At 61.6% G+C, this 21315-nt stretch carries 16 protein-coding genes; 4 read left to right on the top strand and 12 right to left on the bottom strand.

Annotated elements, in window-relative coordinates; all coding sequences use genetic code 11:
- Nucleotides 1-3: 3 nt before the first annotated feature.
- The 4 genes from CXQ80_RS18705 to cmoA form a co-directional block, all read right to left on the bottom strand.
- The gene (locus CXQ80_RS18705) at nucleotides 4-1389 is read right to left on the bottom strand and encodes a heavy metal sensor histidine kinase (protein ID WP_101321879.1); all 1386 of its coding nucleotides are present in this window, start codon (nucleotides 1387-1389) and stop codon (nucleotides 4-6) included.
- A complete protein-coding gene (locus CXQ80_RS18700) occupies nucleotides 1386-2060 on the bottom strand; it encodes a heavy metal response regulator transcription factor (RefSeq protein WP_101321878.1) in 675 nt (224 codons plus the stop codon). The genes CXQ80_RS18705 and CXQ80_RS18700 overlap by 4 nt, the downstream gene beginning before the upstream one ends.
- 180 nt (nucleotides 2061-2240) lie before the next feature.
- The gene (cmoB, locus tag CXQ80_RS18695; RefSeq protein ID WP_101321877.1) at nucleotides 2241-3197 is read right to left on the bottom strand and encodes a tRNA 5-methoxyuridine(34)/uridine 5-oxyacetic acid(34) synthase CmoB; all 957 of its coding nucleotides are present in this window, start codon (nucleotides 3195-3197) and stop codon (nucleotides 2241-2243) included.
- Nucleotides 3194-3937 carry a carboxy-S-adenosyl-L-methionine synthase CmoA gene (gene cmoA, locus CXQ80_RS18690; RefSeq protein WP_101321876.1) on the bottom strand — a complete coding sequence of 248 codons (744 nt, stop codon included), beginning with the start codon at nucleotides 3935-3937 and terminating at the stop codon, nucleotides 3194-3196. The genes cmoB and cmoA overlap by 4 nt, the downstream gene beginning before the upstream one ends.
- 258 nt (nucleotides 3938-4195) lie before the next feature.
- On the opposite strand from cmoA, the gene CXQ80_RS18685 reads away from it, so the two are divergent.
- On the top strand, nucleotides 4196-5392 hold the full coding sequence (locus CXQ80_RS18685) for an alpha-xenorhabdolysin family binary toxin subunit A (RefSeq protein ID WP_101321875.1): 1197 nt from the start codon (nucleotides 4196-4198) through the stop codon (nucleotides 5390-5392).
- Nucleotides 5393-5406: 14 nt separating this feature from the next.
- Entirely contained in the window at nucleotides 5407-6345 is a 939-nt protein-coding gene (locus CXQ80_RS18680; protein WP_101321874.1) for an alpha-xenorhabdolysin family binary toxin subunit B, read from the top strand.
- Nucleotides 6346-6351: 6 nt separating this feature from the next.
- Here the strand turns inward: CXQ80_RS18680 and CXQ80_RS18675 are convergent, their stop codons facing one another.
- From CXQ80_RS18675 to CXQ80_RS18655, 5 genes are all read right to left on the bottom strand, one after another.
- Nucleotides 6352-6744 (bottom strand): protease inhibitor I42 family protein, encoded by a 393-nt coding sequence (locus tag CXQ80_RS18675; RefSeq protein ID WP_101321873.1) that lies wholly within the window; start codon nucleotides 6742-6744, stop codon nucleotides 6352-6354.
- Nucleotides 6745-6865: 121 nt separating this feature from the next.
- Entirely contained in the window at nucleotides 6866-9286 is a 2421-nt protein-coding gene (lon, locus tag CXQ80_RS18670) for an endopeptidase La (RefSeq protein WP_101321872.1), read from the bottom strand.
- 163 nt (nucleotides 9287-9449) lie between these two features.
- Nucleotides 9450-11861 (bottom strand): glucose/quinate/shikimate family membrane-bound PQQ-dependent dehydrogenase, encoded by a 2412-nt coding sequence (locus CXQ80_RS18665; protein ID WP_101321871.1) that lies wholly within the window; start codon nucleotides 11859-11861, stop codon nucleotides 9450-9452.
- A 25-nt stretch (nucleotides 11862-11886) separates the two neighbouring features.
- Nucleotides 11887-13233 (bottom strand): carbohydrate porin, encoded by a 1347-nt coding sequence (locus CXQ80_RS18660; protein ID WP_101321870.1) that lies wholly within the window; start codon nucleotides 13231-13233, stop codon nucleotides 11887-11889.
- A gap of 254 nt (nucleotides 13234-13487) precedes the next feature.
- Nucleotides 13488-15524 (bottom strand): TonB-dependent receptor, encoded by a 2037-nt coding sequence (locus CXQ80_RS18655; protein WP_101321869.1) that lies wholly within the window; start codon nucleotides 15522-15524, stop codon nucleotides 13488-13490.
- A 128-nt stretch (nucleotides 15525-15652) separates the two neighbouring features.
- Between CXQ80_RS18655 and CXQ80_RS18650 the strand changes: the two genes are divergently transcribed.
- Entirely contained in the window at nucleotides 15653-15874 is a 222-nt protein-coding gene (locus CXQ80_RS18650; RefSeq protein ID WP_101321868.1) for a VF530 family DNA-binding protein, read from the top strand.
- Nucleotides 15875-16519 carry a Pr6Pr family membrane protein gene (locus tag CXQ80_RS18645; protein ID WP_101321867.1) on the top strand — a complete coding sequence of 215 codons (645 nt, stop codon included), beginning with the start codon at nucleotides 15875-15877 and terminating at the stop codon, nucleotides 16517-16519.
- A 175-nt stretch (nucleotides 16520-16694) separates the two neighbouring features.
- Here the strand turns inward: CXQ80_RS18645 and CXQ80_RS18640 are convergent, their stop codons facing one another.
- From CXQ80_RS18640 to CXQ80_RS18630, 3 genes are all read right to left on the bottom strand, one after another.
- Nucleotides 16695-17456, bottom strand: coding sequence for a siderophore-interacting protein (locus tag CXQ80_RS18640; protein ID WP_101321866.1), 762 nt, complete (start codon nucleotides 17454-17456; stop codon nucleotides 16695-16697).
- The gene (locus tag CXQ80_RS18635; RefSeq protein WP_101321865.1) at nucleotides 17456-17986 is read right to left on the bottom strand and encodes a PadR family transcriptional regulator; all 531 of its coding nucleotides are present in this window, start codon (nucleotides 17984-17986) and stop codon (nucleotides 17456-17458) included. The genes CXQ80_RS18640 and CXQ80_RS18635 overlap by 1 nt, the downstream gene beginning before the upstream one ends.
- 136 nt (nucleotides 17987-18122) lie before the next feature.
- Nucleotides 18123-21242 carry a transglycosylase domain-containing protein gene (locus CXQ80_RS18630; protein ID WP_101321864.1) on the bottom strand — a complete coding sequence of 1040 codons (3120 nt, stop codon included), beginning with the start codon at nucleotides 21240-21242 and terminating at the stop codon, nucleotides 18123-18125.
- Between the last annotated feature and the right edge of the window lie 73 nt (nucleotides 21243-21315).

Genomic DNA, 21315 nt, shown 5'->3' with positions numbered 1-21315 from the left:
GCGTCACTCGGCACGAAACAGCAAGGTAAACCGGGTTGGCCCATGCGCCTGGCTGCTGACCTCGACCCGGCCGCCGTGCAGTTGCATGATCGACTGCACGATCGCCAGCCCCAGGCCAGTGCCACCATCGAGCCGCGAGCGACCGCTGTCGGCCCGGTAGAACCTTTCGAACAGGTGTGGCAGGTGCTCGTCAGCGATCCCCGGCCCGTGGTTCTCAACCCATACCCAGGCCTGCTGTGCATGGCGGCCAATGCCAATGGTTACGACGCTGCCCTCGGGGCCATGTCTTAGTGCGTTGCTGAGCAGGTTGGACAAGGCCCGTTGGCACATCAGCCGGTCGCCCAGGGCGGTGGCCCAGCCTTGATGCCTGATCTCGATATCCTTCACTTCGGCGCTGATGGCAAACAGCTCGCTGACGCGCACGACTTCGTCGGCCAGCGCCAACGGTTTGAACTCGACCTGGGCCTGCGGCTGGCTGACCTGCGCGAGAAACAACATGTCGTTGATGATGCGGTTGAGCCGAGTCAGTTCTTCGATGCTGTCTTCCAGCACCTCGCGATAATCGCCGCTGTCGCGTGGGCGGGCGAGGGTAACCTGGGCCTTGCCCATCAGGTTGCTCAGGGGCGTGCGTAGCTCATGCGCGAGGTCGTCGGAAAACTGCGACAACTGGCGCACACCCTGATCGAGCCGATCCAGCATCACATTGATCGAGCGGGCGAGGTCGGCCAGTTCCTGCGGCAGGCCGCTGGAGGGCAGTCGATGGTCGAGCGCTTGCGCAGACACCTGGCCGGCGATCCGGCGAAACCGCCTCAGTGGTTTCAAACTGCGCTGCACCAGCTTCCAGGCACAGACGCCAATCAGCAGCAGTAACAACGGCAAGGCCAGCAGAGTCGAGCGCAGGTAGGCGTGCAACAGGTAGTGATCGTCGGCGCGATTGAGGGTCATCATTACCCGCACCGGGGTGTCATCGCGCAGCCGCATCGCCTGCGTCACGCTGAGAAACTGCGCTCCGCTGCTGTCCTTCCATTCCTGAAAGGTCTGGCCGTCGCTCCACGGCAGCTCGCGCAGGCGCTGTGACTGCAGCGCCGGGCCCAGGCTGAGCAAGGCTGCATGGCGGCCATTAAGAGCAATCACGCTGAGGCTTAGGTTGTCATGGCCCATGACCAGGTCGAGCAGTGGGTGGGCACGGCTGGCCAGGTCAGCGCTACGCAGGTCGACCCGCAGGTTGTGTTCTACCTGCAGCATCTTGCGCGCGAGGTCCTTGCGCGCGCGGCTGTCCAGCTCATGGTCGAGGGCAAACACCGCCAGGCAGGCCAACAGCAGCACCAGCGCGGCGCCCATCAGGGTCACGCTCAGACCAAGCCGCAGAGACAGGCTGGCGGGTTTCAACGGCGCGCCTCAAGCACGTAGCCAACACCGCGCAGGGTGTGGATCAGTTTGTCTTCGAAGGGATCGTCGATCTTGGCCCGCAAACGCCGGATCGACACCTCGACAACGTTGGTGTCGCAATCGAAGTTCATGTCCCACACCAACGAGATGATCTGCGTGCGTGACAGCACCTCGCCGCTCTGGCGCATCAGCAGGTGCAGCAGCGAGAACTCCTTGGCAGTGAGGTCGATACGTGTGCTGCCACGCCAGGCCCGGTGGCGGCCAGGGTCCAGCTCCAGGTCGGCGACGCGCAATGTGCTTGGCTGCACCTGCTGATCGTTGCGCCGCAACAGACTGCGGATCCGCGCCAGCAATTCGGGAAATTCGAATGGCTTGAGCAGGTAGTCATCCGCGCCCAGATCCAGGCCCTTGACCCGGTCAGACAGGCGACCGTGAGCGGTGAGCATCATGATTCGCGTGGCCGACTCGGCGCGTAGCCGTTGCAGTACGGCCCAGCCGTCCAGTTCCGGCAGGTTGACGTCCAGAATGACCAGGTCATAGGCCTGCTGGCGGGCCATGTGCAGGCCGTCGATGCCAGTGTGTGCGCAATCCACGACATAGCCGTTTTCGCGCAGCCCCTGCTGAAGGTAATCGGCAGTCCGCAGTTCGTCCTCGATGATCAGTAGGCGCATGCTTGGGCTCAGGCAGAATTCGGGAGAGGGATTGTCGACCCTGAAGCTGGATCAAGGTCAAGCGCGCGATAGTACGCCAAGCCTGGGGTGGATCGGCGTGGATAACGGATTTGTAATCAGCGCGTCATCTGGCGGTTAGCCAGACGACGCGCTGAGTAGACAGGATGGTTGCGGCCGGGTTTACTTGCGCGCCAGGATCGTCGCCCGCCGCGGGGCGGGCAGGCCTTCGATGGTGCGGCTGTGGTCCTGCGGGTCGAGAAAGTCGCTCAGAGACTGATAGCGCATCCACTCGGTGCTGCGCTGCTCCTCGACACTGGTGACACTGACGTCGACGCAGCGCACGTCACTGAAGCCGGCGCGCCGCAGCAGGCGCTCCAGTGCCGGTACCGAAGGCAAGAACCAGACATTGCGCATCTGCGCATAGCGGTCTTCGGGAACCAGCACTTGATTCTCGTCGCCTTCGATGACCAGAGTTTCCAGCACCAGCTCACCGCCTTTTACCAGGCAGTCCTTGAGCGCCAGCAAGTGCTCGATGGGCGAACGACGATGATAGAACACACCCATCGAAAACACCGTGTCGAAGCCTTCGAGGTTGGCCGGCAGTTCCTCGAGGGCGAATGGCAGGTGCCACGCCGGCAGCTCGGGCAGGTACTTGTGCACCGCCTGGAACTGGCAGAAGAACAGCCAGTTGGGGTCGACTCCGACCACCATGTCAGCGCCGGCGCCGAGCATGCGCCATTGGTAGTAGCCGTTGCCGCAGCCGACATCCAGCACACGCTTGCCTGTCAGGTCCAGGTGCGGGCTGACCCGCGCCCACTTCCAGTCCGAATGCCATTCGGTGTCGACATGGACGCCAAACAACTCGAATGGGCCCTTGCGCCAAGGCGACAGGCCCATCAAGGCCTGCTGCAGCTGAGCGCGCGTTGCCTCATCGCAGGGGCTGTGCAGGCTTAGGCCATTGACCAGGTCAACTTCACTCGGCACCAGCTCAGGCAGCGCCTCGAGGGCGCCATGCCAGCGCTCAAGGTCACCGTGGCCTTTTTCCATCTTGCTGGCCAGTTGGGCTTGCAGGCCTTGTGACCAGGTGGCCAGGGGGGTGCCCGCCAGACGGCGGACCAGGGGGGACAAATCGATCATGGCAGGGCTATCAGTGAGGCGAAGTTTAGGCATTGGAACCACGGCACGACCTTGCTGAAACCGGCCGCATGCAGGCGCGCCTTGTGGGTTTCGAGGGTGTCGGGTTTCATCACGTGTTCGATGGCGCTGCGCTTCTGGGCAATTTCCAGTTCGCTGTAGCCGTTGGCGCGTTTGAAGTCCAGGTGCAGTTCGTTCAGGAGTGCCTGTTCCTGGTCATCGGCGAAGCAGAGTTTTTCCGAGAGGATTAACGCCCCGCCCGGCAGCAGTGTCTGGCGGATGCGGCTGAGCAGTTCGAGGCGCTGGGTGGGGGCGATGAACTGCAGGGTGAAATTCATCGCCACCACCGAGGCTGGCTCGAATGGCAGGGCCAGAATATCCGCCTCGAGCACCTGGACCGGGAGCAGTTCCTGGAACATCGAGTCTTGCGCGGTGAGGTACTGGCGACAGCGTTCGACCATGGCTGCCGAGTTGTCCACGGCGATCACCCGGCAGCCGTCGCTGCGCACGTGGCGGCGCAACGACTGGGTAACCGCACCCAGCGAGGCGCCGAGGTCATACAGCGCGGAGTGTGGCTGGGCAAAACGCGCGGCCAGCACGCCAAGGTTTTCGACGATGGTCGGGTAACCGGGCACCGAGCGCTTGATCATGTCCGGGAACACCCGCACCACGTCCTCGTTGAAGACGAAGTCGGGCACCTGGTCCAGGGGCCTTGCAAACAGGCGGTCGGGTGTCTGGCTCACTGCGGGCTCTTGGGAAAAAAGTTGGGGCAGTATTCTAGCTAACGCGGTCGTCGCTGCCTATGTAGCAGGGCCAGACAGCGCAAATCGGGGACCGGTGGCAACGATTCCATTTCTCAGCGTTCTGGCGTCGAGCGTTGACATTTCTGTCAGTGCTTCAACGTTGTGCCGACTTCGGTCGGGTGGTCACAGGCTTAGGCTCTTAGTCGCAGTCAAGGCCATGATCCCGTGTTGCCAATTGACATTGCGTGGAGAGCAGCGATGAGTGAGAACACTGAAACCCCGGTGAAGTCGGGCGCAGCAGACGCGGTTCGCCCCCCGACGTTTGAAGAACTGACGCCGAGTGAGCGGGCTGAGCGGATTCCCCAACAGATCTTCGATTTGAAGAAAGACGAACCGGCTTTCATTTTCAGCAAGGACAACCTGCTGATGATAAAGCGTTACGAAGCGGCCGTGCGCCGATTGCCCTCCTCTCGCGAGGAACTTGCCGGTACGCTGGATTTTGCCGCCGTGGGGTTAGAGATTGACGACGTGCACCGTTTCTACGACGACTTGCGCACGCATGTCAACGGATGGGATGACATCGAAGATGCGTGCAAGAAGATGGGCAGCGAACTGCAGGTATTCGCCGAGACCTTGTTCACTGAAGGGGTAGCTTTTATTGCCGAGTTGAAATTGACTGACGCGTGGGCATCGTTGGAAAACACGTCACTCAATGATATTGATCTGGAAAAAACACCGCCTGTTCCGCTGTCCAGCAAGGACACGGCGACCTTTAAGGAGGGCGTGGACAGTTACCTGAAAGAGATTGAATCGCAGATCAAGGAGCGATTGAAGTCGATCCGGCATGTCAAAGCGCTCACTGATAGGTTTGCAGATGTCATTGGCAGTCACCTTAAGCCGACTGCGGACGGTTTGCTCAAGGCGATGAACAAGAAAGACGTTTCCCTTGAAGTGCAGAAAATCGACCTGGAGTTGACGGAGCTGGATAACGCGATCGAGCGCAAGCTTGACGAGTATAACGGTCTGGTCGGCGCTTCCTTTTATGGCCTTGTTTTCGGGCCGGTAGGGCTCTTGATTACCGGTGGCATCTACGGTGCTCAGGCCGAGGAAGTGCGGGTCGAGAAGAATACGCTGATCGCCAGACGGGAAGCGTCGGCTGTTCGTAAGAGCAACTTGCTCGAGCAGTCTGAAAGCTTTGAATCGACCAAGAGACTGATCATGGACTTGCAGTTCCGTCTGGTCGAGGTCAGGACCGCCGTCAAGAATCTCGAAGATGTCTGGGTGTTGCTGGAAGTCTACGTTGAGCAATCGTTGGCGCAGCTCGAAAAAGTTGACACCCAGGTAATGCTGAAAAAATTTGTGCGGCAGTTTCAGCGAGTGATCAGTCCTTGGAAAGACATCCTGGGAATCTCCAAGACAATTTCAAAGTTGTTCAATGAAACGATAGTCTCTTAAGGGAAGGTTGGGTTATGGACATGAAAAACACGGCGTCGCTGTTGCCTGATATTGCGAACATGCTGAAGGTCGAGACGCGAGTCAACGATATCGCTCACGGTGAAGCCACATTGATGCTGCCCGCCCTGCGCGAGCAGATTGGCGATCTGTCGAAACGTATCGAACACGGTAACAAGGTACTTCGGAAAAAAATCCTCGCGGCGTGGGTTGCATTAAAGGGGCCACTGGAGGACGCCCAGGAGGATGAAAGTGAAGAGAACGGGCAGGAGTTGCTGCGGGCGCGAGGTACTGTGCAGCAGGCGATGGCCCAGGCAAGCGGCGCCATCGCCGACGTCAGCAGTCACCCGTTACCTGACGCTGCAGTGCTACGGGGGGAACTCAGGTCGTCGATCAGCGCGCAACAATCAGCGATCAGTGGTCTTGAAGAAATGCTGGCGAAACAGCAGCAGCGCCTGGACGACATTCACCAGCTCATTGATGCCTTGGAAAAGCCCTCGGTGAGCAAAGCGTTCAAAGGCCTTATTCCCAAAGAGCAGGATGTTGATGCCGCCCTGGCTCTGCTCAAGGACCCAAGCCTCGATCCAGCCGTGATCAAGGCCGGCATTCGCAGACTCAACGAAGGGATGGACGAACTGGCTGCCGCACGCAAGTTTGCCGATCTGGTCAAGGCGGTGGGTGTCCTGGACAAACGTCTGAAGGAACAGCACGAGAGTCTCGCGCAGACTCAGGCGCGTCTGGCCAGGAGTCAGGAGGAACTTGCGCAGTACGACGGGCTGGATGAACTGGGCACGCTGCACGGTCAATGGTTGCAGGAGGCGGCCAAATTCACCAGCGGTTGGCAGCCTTTGGAACAACTGGCAATCAATACCGTCGAGCGAAGTGAGCTGCTGACGGCGTTGCGCAACATCCACGACTACCTGTTGCAGGTGCGCCGGCAATTCGAGGGTGGGTGATCAGCATCACCTGACCGAGATGGCGCAATCGAAGGTTTGCACTGGCCGTACTTCTGGTGCCCAGGGCTGCTGGTAGACCAGAGTCAGCTGGGCTGCTCCGACAGCCTTGGCCTGGAAGCGCCAGGTCGAGACGCCAGCGCTGCCGACCAGGCCGGCCGCTTCCGGCTGGCTGTACACCTCCGGGCTCAGCGCTCGGAGGACTTCAGGTGCAGCGTCGTCGACCCGCCAGCGGTAGCCGGTGGTCGGGTTGCTCGGGAGGCTCAACGTCAGGCTCTGACCCAGTTGCAGGCGGACCGGACATTCATGTTTCGCGTCCAGGTCGACGTTCTGCGGGGGCTGCTGGGCGCAGGCGGTGATCAGGGTCAGGCTTGAGGCGACAAGGAGGCGGGTGGCTGTCATGTTGGCTCCGGAAACGGGCGATGACCGAGCATAACCGAAGCACTTGCAGGTCTGTCCAGCCTGCTGGTGTTTTCGGCTGTTCGACCCCGTGACTGGCAGCACGGGGTCGAACGCCCTCAGATCAGAATAATACCTTGGCCACGTCGGTAAAGCGCTTGGCGAAATGCACCGTAAGCCCTTCGCGCAGGTACTCCGGCAGTTCCTCGAAGTCGCCGCGGTTGGCTTCGGGGAGGATCAGTTCGAAGAGTTTTTGCCGCTTGGCGGCGATGATCTTCTCGCGCACACCGCCGATCGGCAGGACCTGGCCGGTCAGGGTCAGCTCGCCAGTCATGGCCACGCCTTTTTTCGGCGCCTGATCGCGAGCCAGCGACAACAGTGCGCTGGCCATGGTTACGCCGGCACTCGGACCGTCCTTGGGCGTGGCACCCTCAGGCACATGCAGGTGAATGAAAGCCTCGTTGAAGAAACCGGGGTCGCCGCCAAACTGCTTAAGATTGGCGCTGACGTAGCTGTAGGCAATTTCAGCAGATTCCTTCATGACATCACCCAGTTTGCCGGTCAGCTTGAAGCCGCGGTTGAGCGTATGAATGCGCGTGGCTTCGATCGGCAGCGTGGCACCGCCCATGCTGGTCCAGGCCAGGCCAGTGATCACGCCTTTGCCTGCCAGCACTTGTTCGCTGCGAAATACCGGCATGCCCAGTGCGGCTTCGAGGTCCTTGGGGGCGATCTTGAGCTTGGCCGTTGGCTCTTCGAGCAATTTCATCACGGCCTTGCGCACCAGCTTGCCCAGTTGCTTCTCCAGTTGTCGCACGCCAGCTTCCCGCGCATAGCCGTCGATCACCAGTCGCAGCGCACTGTCGCTGATGGTCAGGCTGGTCTTGGCGACACCGGCTTTCTCCAGCTGCTTGGGCCACAGGTGACGCTTGGCGATGGCCAGCTTCTCTTCGGTGATGTAACCAGACAGGCGGATCACTTCCATGCGGTCGAGCAGAGGCCCCGGAATCGAGTCGAGGGTGTTGGCGGTACACACGAACAACACCTTGGACAGGTCCAGGCGCAAGTCCAGATAGTGATCAAGGAAATCGACGTTTTGCTCCGGGTCGAGGGTTTCCAGCAGCGCCGAGGCCGGGTCGCCCTGATAGCTCTGGCCCATCTTGTCGATCTCGTCGAGCATGATCACCGGGTTCATCACCTCAACATCTTTCAGCGCCTGCACCAGCTTGCCCGGCTGGGCGCCAATGTAGGTGCGGCGGTGGCCCTTGATCTCGGCCTCGTCGCGCATGCCGCCGACACTGAAGCGGTAGAACGGCCGGCCGAGCGATTCGGCGATGGACTTGCCGATGCTGGTCTTGCCCACCCCGGGCGGGCCAACCAGCAACACGATCGAGCCACTGATCTCGCCTTTCCAGGCGCCGACGGCGAGGAACTCGAGAATCCGCTCCTTGATGTCATCCAGCCCGGCGTGATGCTGATCAAGCACCTTGCGTGCATGCTTGAGGTCGAGCTTGTCCTTGCCGTAAACGCCCCAGGGCAGGGCGCTGGCCCATTCCAGATAGTTGCGGGTAACGGCGTATTCCGGCGAGCCGGTTTCCAGGATCGCCAGCTTGCCCAGCTCTTCATCAAGGCGTTTTTTCGCGGTGGCAGGCAGGGTCTTGCCCTCCAGGCGCTGCTTGAACTGCTCAAGGTCGGCGCTGCGGTCGTCCTTGGTCAGGCCAAGTTCCTGCTGGATGACCTTGAGCTGTTCCTTGAGGAAGAACTCGCGCTGGTGCTCGCCGATCTGCCGGTTGACCTCTGCCGAGATCTCGTTCTGCAGGTGGGCGACTTCCACTTCCTTGCGCAGCATCGGCAAGACTTTTTCCATGCGTTTGAGCATGGGCACGCAGTCGAGCACTTCCTGCAGCTGCTTGCCGGTGGCCGAGGTCAGTGCCGCAGCGAAGTCGGTCAGCGGCGACGGGTCGTTGGGGCTGAAGCGGTTGAGATAGTTCTTCAGCTCTTCGCTGTACAACGGGTTGAGCGGCAGCAACTCCTTGATCGCGTTGATCAAGGCCATGCCGTACGCCTTGACCTCATCGGTCGGCTCGGTCGACTGGCGCGGGTACTCGACTTCGACCAGATAAGGTGGGCGATGGTGTTTGAGCCAGGTACGGATGCGCACCCGGGTCAGGCCCTGGGCAACGAACTGCAGCTTGCCGTTCTCGCGGCTGGCGTGGTGGACCTTGACCAGGGTGCCGTACTCGGGCAATGCCGAAGTGTCGAAGTGACGGTGATCTTCGGGGGGCGTATCCATGAAGAACAGCGCCAGCGAGTGGTGATCGGTCTTGGCCACCAGGTCGAGGGTTTCTGCCCATGGCTCTTCGTTGACGATCACCGGCAGCACCTGGGCCGGGAAGAATGGGCGGTTGTGAATCGGGATGACGTAGACCTTGTCTGGCAGCTGTTGGCCGGGCAGGGCCAGGGCATGGCCAGGGATTGCGGCGCCTTCGAGGTGTTCGATTTCGCTATGTTCGTCGGGCTGTTCCGAATGATCCTGCTGGTCGCTCATGAGGCACCTGAGTTAATGACTATGGTGCTTAGATGGGGTAAAGGCCAATGGGTTTCAAGCCAGCGTAGATGAAGAGGTTAGCGCGCTATTTATAAGGGGCCAAAAAAAAGCGGAACCGTACAGGTTCCGCTTCTTTTATGCAGGTGATGCACTGGCGCGAGGATTAGTCGGCCAGTTTGTAAGCGATGATGTAATCACCCATCTTGGTGCCCAGCGAGCCGTGGCCGCCGGCGGTGACCAGCACATACTGCTTGCCGTCCTTGCCGGTGTAGGTCATCGGCGTGGCCTGGCCACCTGCTGGCAGGCGCGCCTTCCACAGTTCGGCGCCGTTGTGCACGTCATAGGCACGCAGGTACTGGTCGAGGGTGCCGCTGAGGAAGCCGACACCGCCCGCAGTGACCATCGAGCCGCCCATGCTCGGCACACCGACCGGCATACCGATCGGGATCGGCGTGCTGTCACGGGTGGTGCCGTTCTTGTGCTTCCACACCACCTTGTTGGTGAACAGGTCGATGGCGGCTACATAACCCCAGGCCGGTGCCTGGCATGGCACGCCCAGTGGCGACATGAAGGGATGCATGATAACGGCGTACGGAGCACCGCTGTTGGGCTGCACGCCGCTGGTTTCACTTTCGCGCTTGCTGTCGGCAGCGACTTGCTCGCGCGGCACCATCTTCGACACGAAGGCCATGTAGTTGGGCGAGGTGAACATCAATTGGCGCACCGGGTCGATCGACACGCTGCCCCAGTTGAACACACCGACGTTGCCGGGGTAGATCAGGCTGCCCTGTTCCGACGGCGGGGTGTATTGGCCTTCGTAGCGTAGTTCACGGAACTGGATACGGCAGAGCATCTGGTCAAACGGGGTGGCGCCCCACATGGCCTGTTCGGTCAGGTCCGGGCCCAGCAGGTTGAGGTCGGAGCGGGCCTGGGTCGGGGCGGTGTGGTCACCCTTGACCGCGCCCTGCGGCACCGGGATCTCGCGGATCGGCACAATCGGCGTGCCGTCGCGACGATCAAGTACATACAGGCTGCCCTGCTTGGTTGGCACGATCACCGCTGGCTTGATGCCGTCATCGGTCTTCAGGTGCATCAGGGTCGGCTGGCTGCCGACGTCCATGTCCCACAGGTCGTGGTGAGTGAACTGGTAGTTCCAGCGGGCCTTGCCGGTGGCCAGGTCCAGGGCAACGATACCGGCGCTGTACTTCTCGGCGCCCGGGGTGCGATCCGCGCCCCACTGGTCAGGGGTCTGGTTGCCCAGTGGCAGGTAGATCATGCCCAGGTCTTCATCGACGCTGGCGATCGACCACATGTTGGCCGAGTTGCGGCTGTAGGTCTTGCCAGGTGCCAGTGGCTTGGTGTCATCCGGGTTGTTGCTGTCCCAGTTCCATACCAGATGACCATCGTGCACGTCATAGGCGCGAATCACCCCGGACGGTTCGTTGGTCGACTCGTTATCGGTGACATGGCCGCCGATGATCACCAGATCGCGGGTAATCGCTGCAGGCGACGTCGAGTAGTAACCACCTGCGGTGAACGGGCCAATGCCGGTAGTCAGATCGATGACGCCCTGGTTGGCGAAGCCTTCGCAGACCTTACCGGTGTCGGCGTTGATGGCGATCAGGCGCGCATCGGCGGTCGGCAGGTACAGGCGGCGCGGGCATGCCTGGGCAACGACCTGGCCAGCATCGGAAATTTTCGGCGCCGGGCTGCCGTCACGGCTGACGTAGCGGTTCTCGTCATAGTAGGACGCACCCCGGCAGGTCATATGGGCGAAGCCCTTGAAGGTGCCCACCGGGCTCTTTACTTGCGGGTCGAAGCGCCAGATTTCGGCACCGGTGTCCGGGTCCAGCGCCAGCAGCTTGCTGTGCGCAGTACAGGCGTAGAGCATGCCGTTGACCTTCAGCGGCGTGTTCTGGTTGGTCAGTTCGACCGGGTCGTTTTCAGTGGGCAGGTCGCCGGTGCGGATGCGCCAGGCTTCTTCCAGGCGGTAGGCATTCTGCGCGGTGATCTGGCGCAGCGGCGAGTAGCGGTCGCCGTGCTCGGTACGGCCATACGCCTGCCAGTCGCCGTCAGGCATGGCCGGGGCGGTGCTGGCCATTTCGCTGCTGTCGCGGTTGAACTCGCCGCGGATCTCGCCCGGGTGAGTGAACTGGCTGGCCAGTGCGGTGGCGCCGGCGGCAACTACTGCAACGCTGAGCAGCGCGGTGTTGGCTCGGGAGGCCGGGCCAAGCAGCGGGCGGCGTGCCCACGGCAGCAGCAGGACTACGCCAAGGGCGAACCAGATCGCCAGGCGCGGCACCAGTTGCCACCAGTCCAGGCCAACTTCCCACAGCGCCCAGGCGGTGCTGGCCAGCAGCACCACGCCGTAGACACCAAGGGCGATCTGCCGTTTGGCCAACAGCAGGATGCCGCTGACGGTAAAGCCGATGCCGGCCAGCAGGTAGTAAAGCGATCCGCCCAGCTGGCTGAGCTTGATACCGCCGGCCAGCAGGGCCAGGCCCATCAGCAACAGCAGCACGCCTAGCAGGCGCGGTAGCCAGCGGGTTCCGGTTTTGGCACCGTCAGTGCTCATCAAAGGTACTCCGTGAAAGTTGAGGTCAGAAACTGCTTTGAATCTTCAGGCCGGCGATCAGTGCGTCGTCGACTGCCGATACCCCGCCTGGATGGCGGATGTACTGCAGGTTGGGACGCACGGTGAGCCAGTCGGCCAGGTGCACGCCGTAGTAGAGCTCGGCGCTGTATTCGGTGTCTTGCACAGGCAGGTAGCCTGGGTTGTCGTAATCACTGATGCCGGCCGCCTGATTGGCCAGGCGGGCGTTCTTGCGGTAGCCGGGGTTGACGTGCACGCGGGCGAGGGCGAAACCGATGTCGTCCTTGGTCCGGGCATCGAATGGCCCCTTGTACAGCACACCTGCCTGAACGTAGTTGTCGATAGCATTGGTCTTCTTGTCGTGCAATGTGGCATTGGCAAACAAGCTCAGGCCGCGTGACTGGTCGGACGCCTGCGAGGTCACCTGCTGCTGCGCGCCGAGCCAGAAACCGTGTTTGCTCGAGCGGCTGCGGTAGGCAGCGCCGCTGATGGCGGCGGGTTGGCCACTGCTGTCGCGCAGTACGTCCTGAGCCTTGGCATTACTGTAGTAGTAGCCGGCGCGATATTCCCCTGCAAGTCCATTGACCTGTGGGCTCCAGACCAGTTCGATCGGCATCACCGCGCCCTGGGTACCGCTGCCGCTGAGCTTGAAGCCATTGCCCGACTCGAGGTTGGAAGGGTTCTGCTCGAACACGCCGACCTGGGCGTACAGCGTATCGCTCAGGTTGTAACGCACGCGCAGGGCCCATTGGCTGACCGGCCAGTTGTACCAGATGCCGCCAACCCAGTTGCCGACCTGCGAGCCGCAGAACGCCAGGTTCTGGAAGTCGCAGGGGAAGCTGTTGAAGTCTTCGCCTTCGCCGAAGCGGCCGAATTTCACGTCGAGGACGCCATCGAAGTACTTTTGCTTGATCCACAGCTGAGTCAGGCGCCAGGTCTGGCCGCGACCCCAGACTTCCTGGGCGGAGGTAAAACCCCCTACGCGCGGGTCGTTGATACGGTCATTGCTGATGTTCTGGCCGTGGCGCTCGGTCACGGTCAACTGCACCTCGGTGGCGTTCCAGCCGAGGATCTTCTGCAGGTCAAGGTGGCTGCCAAAGGTGAACTGGTCGCTGTAGCGCGCGCTGCGGTCATGGTCGTAGCCGCCATGCAGGTTGCTGCCCATTTCACCCGTGTAGCCGAGGGTGAAGTCGTAGCCGCGCTCGCGCAGGTCACTGCGGCTGCCGTTCCAGTCGCCAAGCATCCACGGCGAGTCACTGGCGAACATTTCACCGGCAAGCGTGGCGGGCGTAACGCCACAGAGGAGTGTGGACAGGCCTAAGGCGGCATAACGACTACGGGGTAGCTGGAACATGAGATAGCGCTATCTTTGGATTGACGAAAAATACCCAAGCGCATCGAAAAGCACGCTCTTCGATGGCGTATGGCTGTGGGAATATGGGCTGAAGCGATTCAGTGCGGCGGCAGGATATAGCGGAAGGGGTAATAAAAAAAGACAAAATGTCGCACTTGATTGTTACTGCTGCAGCAACAATGGGCCTAGCGCTATGGCTGTGGTCACCATGGCCAGCTCAATCGAGCCAGCCATAATGGCCCCAGTGCAGTTCCTCAGAAGCTTGTACGCAGGCCAACCTCGACACTACGCCCAGGCGCTGGGGCAATGTCGCGCAAGATCGAACTGGCGTAGCGCACCGTCTGATTGGTCAGGTTCTCGCCGCGGACAAACGCCAGCCATTGGCTCTGGCCGACATCGAAGCGGTAGCCGACGCTTGCGCCCAAGGTGGTGTAGCCGTCAGTGCTGGTTTCGTTGGACGGCTTGCGTTGCTGCGAGGCTGCATGTTGTACATCGACGCGCGCCTGCCAGCGCTCCAGCGACCAGAGCAGGCCGCTGTTGAGGCGTAGCGGCGCAATCCGTGGCAGCGGCTCACCCGTGTCGAGGTTATTGGCGCGGGTGTAGTCGCCTGACAGTTCCAGGGCAAAGCTGCCGTAGCGGTTTTCCAGCAACTGCCAGCGATCCTGCGCCTCGATGCCATAGAAGCGCGCACGCACACCTTGGTACAGGTATTCGGGAATATCACCGTGGTCATGATCGTGATCATCATCGCCACCATGATGATGCCCTTCACGCAGATTGCCGCTGCTGATCAGGCCAATGTAATTGCGAAAGTGGCTATAGAACACACCGACACTGCCCTTGTGCGTGCCATTGTCAAACCGCAGGGCCAGGTCGGCGGCGATCGCCTTTTCCTTGTTCAGGCTGGCATCACCCACTTCATAGGCGCCGGTCGCCACGTGCGCACCATTGGCATACAGCTCATAGAAGGTCGGCGCGCGCTCGGTGTAGCCGAGGTTGGCCGCCAGCGACCAGATCGGGTCAAGCTGATACACCGCGCCTGAAGACAGGCTCACGGCATTGAAGGTACTGGTGCTGTCAGCGGCGGCGAAGTCCTCGTTGCCCTTGGCATCCGGGTCGACCCGGGTGTGTTCCAGACGTGCACCGAAGCTCAGGTTCAGGCGCTCGCTGGCCTGCCACTGCTCAAACAGAAACAGCGCCAGGCTGTCGGTGTCGGTGTAGGGCACGAAGGCTTCTTCACCCAACGCGGAGAACTGATTGCGGCTGACCTGCGCGCCGATCACCCCTTCCACTGGCCCCAGCGGTTGATGCCTGGCCTCGATGCGCGCCTCGTAGCCTTTGTTCTTGAAGGTGGTGTGCACTTCGCCGCTTTCGATCTCGCGGTGCTGGTAATCGGTGTAGCCAGCGTCGACCTTGACCGAGCTGAACGGGCCGTCCAGATCGCGCAGTTCAGAGGCGAAACCGTAGTGGTCCTGCTGCATGTCCAGGCGCACGCCGGGCTCGGCAACCGAGCCGTAGTTGCTGTCGTAACGGCTGTAGGAGAACCCGCTGTAACCGTGCTCCCAGTGATAGGCGCCGCCAATAGCGCCGCCGTCCTGGCGACCGTCGCTGTTCTCCAGGCGGTGTTTGCTGCCCGGCTCGGCACTGTCGCGGACCTTGCCGCTGCGCGCATAGCCAGGAATGCGCAGGTCATTGAACTGGCGGCTGTTGGCATCCAGGTGCAAGGCGAAGTTGCCGTCACCGGCTTCGAGCTTGCCGGCGCTGCTGCGGGTGGTGTCGGCGCCGCCGTAGCGCAGCTCACCCGCACCGTGAATGCCGTCGATAGGGGCATCGGGGATGCGGTTGTCGAAAGTGTTGACCACGCCGCCGATGGCATTGCCGCCATACAGCAGCGCCGCTGGGCCGCGGACGATTTCAACCCGCTCGACGGTGACCGGGTCCAGTGGCACCGCATGGTCATACGACAGCGACGAAGCATCCAGCGCGCCGACGCCATTGCGCAGGATACGAATGCGATCACCGTCCAGGCCGCGGATCACCGGGCGGCTGGCGCCCGGGCCAAACCAGGTTGAGGCAACCCCGGGCTGCTTGTTGAGGGTTTCACCGAGGCTGGCGTGCTGCTGGTGCAGCAACGCGTCGCCTTCGAGCACTGTACTGGGCGCGGCAAGTTGAGCGTTGCCCAGCGGATTGGCAGTAACAACCTGTGGCTGCAGTTCAACGGCGTGGCTGGCGGGGGAGGCCAGCCAAAGGGCAGCGGCAAGCGGGGAAAGGCGCAGCGGTAGCGGCAACATGAGATCAAGCGTTCCTTGGCAAGGTATTAGTATTGTTACACTATAACATTGCTTGGTTGAGTGCTGGCCAGAGGTTTTTGCTTCTACACTCGTGTAATCTGCGCCTCTTTTCACCGCAGGAGCTCCGCATGAGCACGGCCAACCACAACGCATTGCACGGCAAGACGCTCGAGCAGATCCTCACCGAGCTGGTCGCTCACTACCAGTGGCAAGGCCTGGCCGAACGCATCGACGTGCGTTGCTTCAAGAGCGACCCGTCGATCAAGTCGAGCCTGGCCTTTTTGCGCAAGACGCCGTGGGCACGAGAGAAGGTCGAGTACCTGTACATCAAGCTGCAGCGCAAAGGCTGAATGGCTCGTCATCCATGGCTGAGCCTGGCAGCGCTGCTGGGCTGGTTCGGCTTGAGTGTGCAGCTGTACCTGGTGTTGCTGGCGCGCTGGCAGGAGCAGGCCAGCCTGATTGGCGGGTTGATCAATCTGTTCGGCTTTTTCACCGTCTTGAGCAATACGCTGGTGGCGACCGTGCTGAGCTACGCGGCGTTTGGCCACGCCGCGGCGGCACGGCGTTGGTTCTTGTCTGCGCGGGTCAGCTCAGGCATTGCTGCCAGCATTGTGCTGGTGTCGATTGCCTACAGCTTGCTGCTGCGCCACTTGTGGCATCCCCAGGGCTGGCAATGGCTTGCGGACGAGTTGCTGCACGACGTGATGCCGCTGCTGTTTGTAGTGTATTGGTGGCGAGTGGTGCCCAAGGGGCAGCTGCGCCTGTCTGACCTGGGCTGGTGGAGCCTGTATCCGGCGGTGTATTTCGCCTATACGTTGTGGCGTGGGCAGCAGATCGGGGTTTATCCCTATCCGTTCATTGATGTCGCCAGCCTTGGTTATGGGCAGGTGATGATCAATGCGCTGGTGGTGTTGGTCGCGTTCTGGGCGATAGGGCTGGTATTGCTGGCGCTGGATCGCTGGCAGGGGCGGCGAAGGACGCAGCCGCTACCCTGACCACGTCATTCCTGGGTCATGCGCGGTTCCTGTAGGAGCCGCCTTGTGTCGCGAAAGGGCTGCGAAGCGGCCCCACATTTTCAGCTTCGCCGCTGATGTCGCCGGGCCAGCTTCGCTGGCCTATCGCGACACAAGGCCGCTCCTACATTGCCGCAGCCCCGTATCTCGACTGAGACTACTCGTCGTCAGTACTCCCATCGGCACGCCAGTAGGCGGCGGCTTTCAAGGCATCCTCGTGAACGCCTTTTTCCAGCAGCAAGGTCTTGGCCTGTCGAGTCAAAGACTTCTCCAGCGCGACCCAGCTGTACAGCTCGCCCTCCGGCAAAGGCAACTCGCTGATCACTGCCAGCAGGTCCTGCTTGTCACGTTGCACCCAGATCACCTCGACCTCAGCCTGGCTCGGCAACGGCTGGCGTTCCTGATCGTCGGCAATCTGAATCAGCGCGAGCACCCGGCGACCTGCCGGCAACTCGTGCAAGCGCCGGGCGATGGCCGGGATCGCCGTCTCGTCGCCAATCAGCAGGTAGCTGTCAAAAATGTCCGGCACCACCAGCGAAGCCCTTGGCCCGGCGATGTTCAACACCTGGCCCGGTTGAGCCTGAGCAGCCCAGGTCGAAGCAGGGCCGTCGCCATGCAGGACGAAGTCGATATCCAGCTCGCCGCTGGCCTGGTCATAGCGGCGCGGGGTGTACTCGCGCATGGTCGGCCGAGCGCCACCGTCGCGGCCCGACTGGCGCGCATCGATGGCCGCCTGTTCGGCAGCAGTCACGCCGAACAACAGCTTGATATGGTCGTCGCTGCCGAGGCTGACAAAGCCTGCCAGCTCCGGCCCGCCAAGAGTGATGCGGCGCATGCGCGGAGTCAGATCGGTCACCCGCAGTACCTGCAGCCGACGCTGTTTGATTTCGTGATTGACGCGGTGAATGCTGTTGTTCATCAAGTGTTCTCCGTGACGGAATCGGCCGGGCCGGCGGCAATGGCCTTGGCGGTGTCGTTGAGCAGATTGCTGACCCGCTCGATCTCGGCGCTGTTCCAGCGGCCGCTGTGCATATGCAGGGCATGGCGCAGGTTTCCCACGGCCTCATGAATTTCCGGTGGGCGATCATGGCCACGCAGTGCCCGCTTGCTGACTTCGATGCGCATGCGCACACCATCGACGGCGACGGCTTGCTCGGTCAGGGCAGTGCGCCCGGCATCGGTAATGGCGTAAAGGCGTTTGCTGCCCTGGACCTGGCCGCTGATCAGTTCGGCTTCTTCAAGGAAATTCAGGGTTGGATAGATCACGCCGGGGCTCGGGCTGTAGCTGCCCTCGAACAACGTCTCGATCTGGCGAATCAGGTCGTAGCCATGGCCGGCCTGTTCGGCAAGCATGGCCAGCAGCAGCAATTTCAGGTCGCCGGGGGCAAATACCCGAGGGCCGCGTTCGCCGCGGGCGGGGCGGCGGTCGAAGGGATCGTGATCACGCATGGTCTAAAGGCTCCGTCTGCGATATATCGTTAGATATTACTCAAGATATATCTTAAGACAAGCCAAAGATAGTGATGATTCTCATTTGGTTATTCGATCAGTCACCACCCGGGCTGTCCGGGCGGTGACTGTGCTGTCAGTCATTGGCCGCTAACTGAGGTGGTTTGCACTCGGTGCTACTGCCTGGTTCGAGATACGGCATCAGGATCGGTGCCATGCCTTTCAGCGCCTGCACTGGCAATGCCGAAGTGAAGGTGAAGGCCTCTGCCGTGCGCCCAGGCACAAAGGCGGTGAGGGTGCCGAAGTGGTTGTCGCCCAGGAAGAACACGAAGGTTGCGGTGCGGTTCAGCGAGCGCGAACCGATCAGCCGACCGCCAGCGCCAAAGCTCTCGATGCGGTTGTCGCCGGTACCGGTCTTGCCGCCCATCACCAGTGGCGTGCCATCGTGCAGCTTGAAGCTGCCGGAGATACGCCTTGCCGTACCGGCGTCTACCACTTGCGACATGGCGCCCTTAAGCGCGCGTGCGACTTCAACCGGCAGAATCCGCTTGCCGCGGTCCGGATCGCTGATCAGCTTGGTCTCATACGGCGTATTGGCGGCAAAGTGCAGGGTGTCGAGGCGCAGTGTCGGCAAGCGCACACCGTCGTTCTGGATGATCCCGACCAGCTCGGACAGCGCTGCCGGACGATCGCCCGAGCTGCCGATGGCGGTGGCCAGGGATGGCACCAGATGATCGAACGGGTAGCCGACCTGCTTCCAGCGTTGATGTATATCGAGAAACGCCTCGATCTCGACCATGGTCCGGATACGACTGTCACGGGCACCCTGGTGGCGGCTCTTGAACAACCAGCCATAGACTTCCTGGCGCTCGAACCGACCAGCATTGAGCATCTCGCTCAGGCTCGCGCCGGGGTTTTTCAGCAGGTAACCGAGCAGCCACAGGTCAAGCGGGTGCACCTTGGCGATAAAGCCCTGGTCGGGCAGGTCGTATTTGCCGGGGCCGTAACTGTCGTACATCTGCGACAGGCGACCATCGTCGAGCTTGGCCAATGCTTTTTTGTCGCCCTTGCTGTGCGCGCGGACGAAGGCGTTGAAGGTTTCCTGGGAGGCTTCCGGGAACAGATAGCGGTGCACCGCTGCCAGCCGCTGCGGGGTAACCCGCATGCTGTCGAGGAAGGTATCCAGGCGCTGTTGCGAGGTCTTGCGCTGGTACTTTTTCCAGAAGCGCATGAGGTAGTTGCTGCCTTCGCGATCAGCAAAGCGTGCCAGGTATTCCTGCCGGCGCGGGTCGCCATCGTCTTTGAGCAGCATCGCCCGGTTGAACGGTTGCTGGTAGGTGACATAGCGGACGATGTCGCGCATCAGGCGAATGAACGGCAGGTTGATCGACTCGCGCAGTGCGTCCTTGAGGGTCGGGTTGCGACCGTTGTCTTCCTTGCGGAAGTTGTTGAACACATGCATGCCACCGCCGGTAAAGAATGCCTCACCGGTACTGGCCGAGTATTTGCGCTCGAGCGCTGCGTCGAGCATCGCATCGAGGTTTTGATTCTTGCTGTTGAGGGTCAGCCATTCCAGCGACCATTGGGTCAACCGGTCCAGCTCGGCGACATCCACCTTCTTCAGCTCGCTGACTGGCTTGCCGGCATACTTGTCGTGCAGCTCGGCGATGATCTGCAGGTAGGTGGTGAGCACCCGCAGCTTGGCGGTGGAGCCCAGCTCGAGCTTGCTGCCCTCGTTGATATCGAAGGCCTGGTCGGTACTGTCGGTTTGCACACGAACCCGCGAGCCATCGGCGGTACGTTCGAACAGAGTGAAGCTGTAGCGCACCTGATCGGTAGTCTTGCTGGTCAGCAGGCGCTCGCCGATCAGGCCCATCTCCCCGGCAAAAGCTGGGTCGGAGAGTTTTTTCAGATAGTCGCTGACCTGGTTCTGCAGATCACCCTGCAGGGTGCTGGTGGCCGACAGGTCGAGGCGGTCGAGGTCATACAGAGGCCGGTTGAGCATCCCGGCCAGGCGGTTACGGGCCAGGCTGATGCCCTTGTTGGTGATGATCGGGACGATGGTCGGCTGCGCTACCCAATCGCGATAGCGCGCTTTGCTGGCCAACGCGGCATCCGCCAGTGGCCGCTCGATGATATTCGCCGCAGTCAGCACGCGAATATGCGAGTCGGTCAGTTCGGCCAGCTCGATGCGGCCTTTGGACAGGTAATGCGAAGGGCGGCGCTGGGCGATCATCAACGACAGCACCTGGCGCAAGGCCAAGCCCCGCTCGGCAAGGCTGTCGGCATCGGTGGCAGTCGAGGCGAGGGCGCGGTTGACCTGATCGAAGTCCGCGCCATACCAGACGCGCAAACCTTCGGCCATGCCGTGCACTTCGCCGTGTCCAGGTACTGCCGACAGCGGCACGCTGTTGAGGTAATCACGCACGATGCGCTGGCGCGACTCGGTGGTATCAGGACCGCCCTTGTACGCGCGCACGCTGGCCGAGAGCATCTGGCGCAGTTTTTCGCTCCCCGAAACGGTCAGGCCGTCCGGTGAATGGCGGTATTTCTCCAGCTGGGTGGCCAGCGTGCTGCCGCCGGCCGACTGGCCGGGCAGGGCGAAGTACTTGGCAATCTGGCTGTAGGCGGCCTTGGCGAAGCGTGGCCAGTCCACTGCCGGGTTGTTGCGCGGGTCGGCCGGGTCGAGCAGGTCGCGGTTCTCGATAAACAGCAGGCTCTTGACCATCACCGGTGGTATCGCGGCAAAGTCCGGGTACAGGTGCTGCGGGTAGTTGTACTGATAGAGCATGTCGCCGCGACAATCGGTGATGGTCAAACCCGCCTGGATTTTCTCGACAAAAGGCACGAACAGGCCGTGGTCGACATAGTCCATCAATGCCGGAGAAAACCGGACCTGCTCGCTGATCAGGTAATCGCGCTTGAGCAGACGCGGCAGAAACTCACCCAGCGCGCTGTAGCCCAGGCGCTTGTCGAAAGGCCCTTCACCGGGGTAGACGATGGCATCGCTGGGGCCTGGCTCCAAGCTGTAGGTCAAGGTCGCGGCCAGGCGGCTGAACTCGCGCGATTGCAGGTTCGACGTCTGCATTTCGTCATAGGCCGCAAAGCCGATGGCAATCATCGCCAGCAGCACGACGAGAATGATCAACCGCCACCACAACCTGCGCTGACGAGGTGGTTTTGGCGGCGGAGCATTATCCAGACCTGCTTCAGGTGCTTGGGTGCTGGAGGGTTCCGATTGCCACTGTGCGCCCATAGTCATCTATCCGGCCAAGTAATTTCGTCTTGCGTGTCTGAAGCTTAGACGCTGACCGCAGCAGGTGAAAATT

The sequence above is a fragment of the Pseudomonas sp. 02C 26 genome (assembly GCF_002843585.1).
Classification (GTDB): Bacteria; Pseudomonadota; Gammaproteobacteria; order Pseudomonadales; family Pseudomonadaceae; genus Aquipseudomonas; species Aquipseudomonas shirazensis.
The sequence above is the reverse complement of the archived record's forward strand: the minus strand, read 5'-3'. Positions and strand labels throughout refer to the sequence as shown.

Coding starts and splice junctions, on each gene's coding strand:
- CXQ80_RS18650 (WP_101321868.1), top strand. CDS start 15,653: ATGAGCACGGCCAACCACAACGCATTGCACGGCAAGACGCTCGAGCAG.
- CXQ80_RS18675 (WP_101321873.1), bottom strand. CDS start 6,744: ATGACAGCCACCCGCCTCCTTGTCGCCTCAAGCCTGACCCTGATCACC.
- CXQ80_RS18680 (WP_101321874.1), top strand. CDS start 5,407: ATGGACATGAAAAACACGGCGTCGCTGTTGCCTGATATTGCGAACATG.
- CXQ80_RS18635 (WP_101321865.1), bottom strand. CDS start 17,986: ATGCGTGATCACGATCCCTTCGACCGCCGCCCCGCCCGCGGCGAACGC.
- CXQ80_RS18630 (WP_101321864.1), bottom strand. CDS start 21,242: ATGGGCGCACAGTGGCAATCGGAACCCTCCAGCACCCAAGCACCTGAA.
- lon (WP_101321872.1), bottom strand. CDS start 9,286: ATGAGCGACCAGCAGGATCATTCGGAACAGCCCGACGAACATAGCGAA.
- CXQ80_RS18660 (WP_101321870.1), bottom strand. CDS start 13,233: ATGTTCCAGCTACCCCGTAGTCGTTATGCCGCCTTAGGCCTGTCCACA.
- CXQ80_RS18685 (WP_101321875.1), top strand. CDS start 4,196: ATGAGTGAGAACACTGAAACCCCGGTGAAGTCGGGCGCAGCAGACGCG.
- cmoB (WP_101321877.1), bottom strand. CDS start 3,197: ATGATCGATTTGTCCCCCCTGGTCCGCCGTCTGGCGGGCACCCCCCTG.
- CXQ80_RS18645 (WP_101321867.1), top strand. CDS start 15,875: ATGGCTCGTCATCCATGGCTGAGCCTGGCAGCGCTGCTGGGCTGGTTC.
- CXQ80_RS18665 (WP_101321871.1), bottom strand. CDS start 11,861: ATGAGCACTGACGGTGCCAAAACCGGAACCCGCTGGCTACCGCGCCTG.
- CXQ80_RS18700 (WP_101321878.1), bottom strand. CDS start 2,060: ATGCGCCTACTGATCATCGAGGACGAACTGCGGACTGCCGATTACCTT.
- CXQ80_RS18655 (WP_101321869.1), bottom strand. CDS start 15,524: ATGTTGCCGCTACCGCTGCGCCTTTCCCCGCTTGCCGCTGCCCTTTGG.
- CXQ80_RS18640 (WP_101321866.1), bottom strand. CDS start 17,456: ATGAACAACAGCATTCACCGCGTCAATCACGAAATCAAACAGCGTCGG.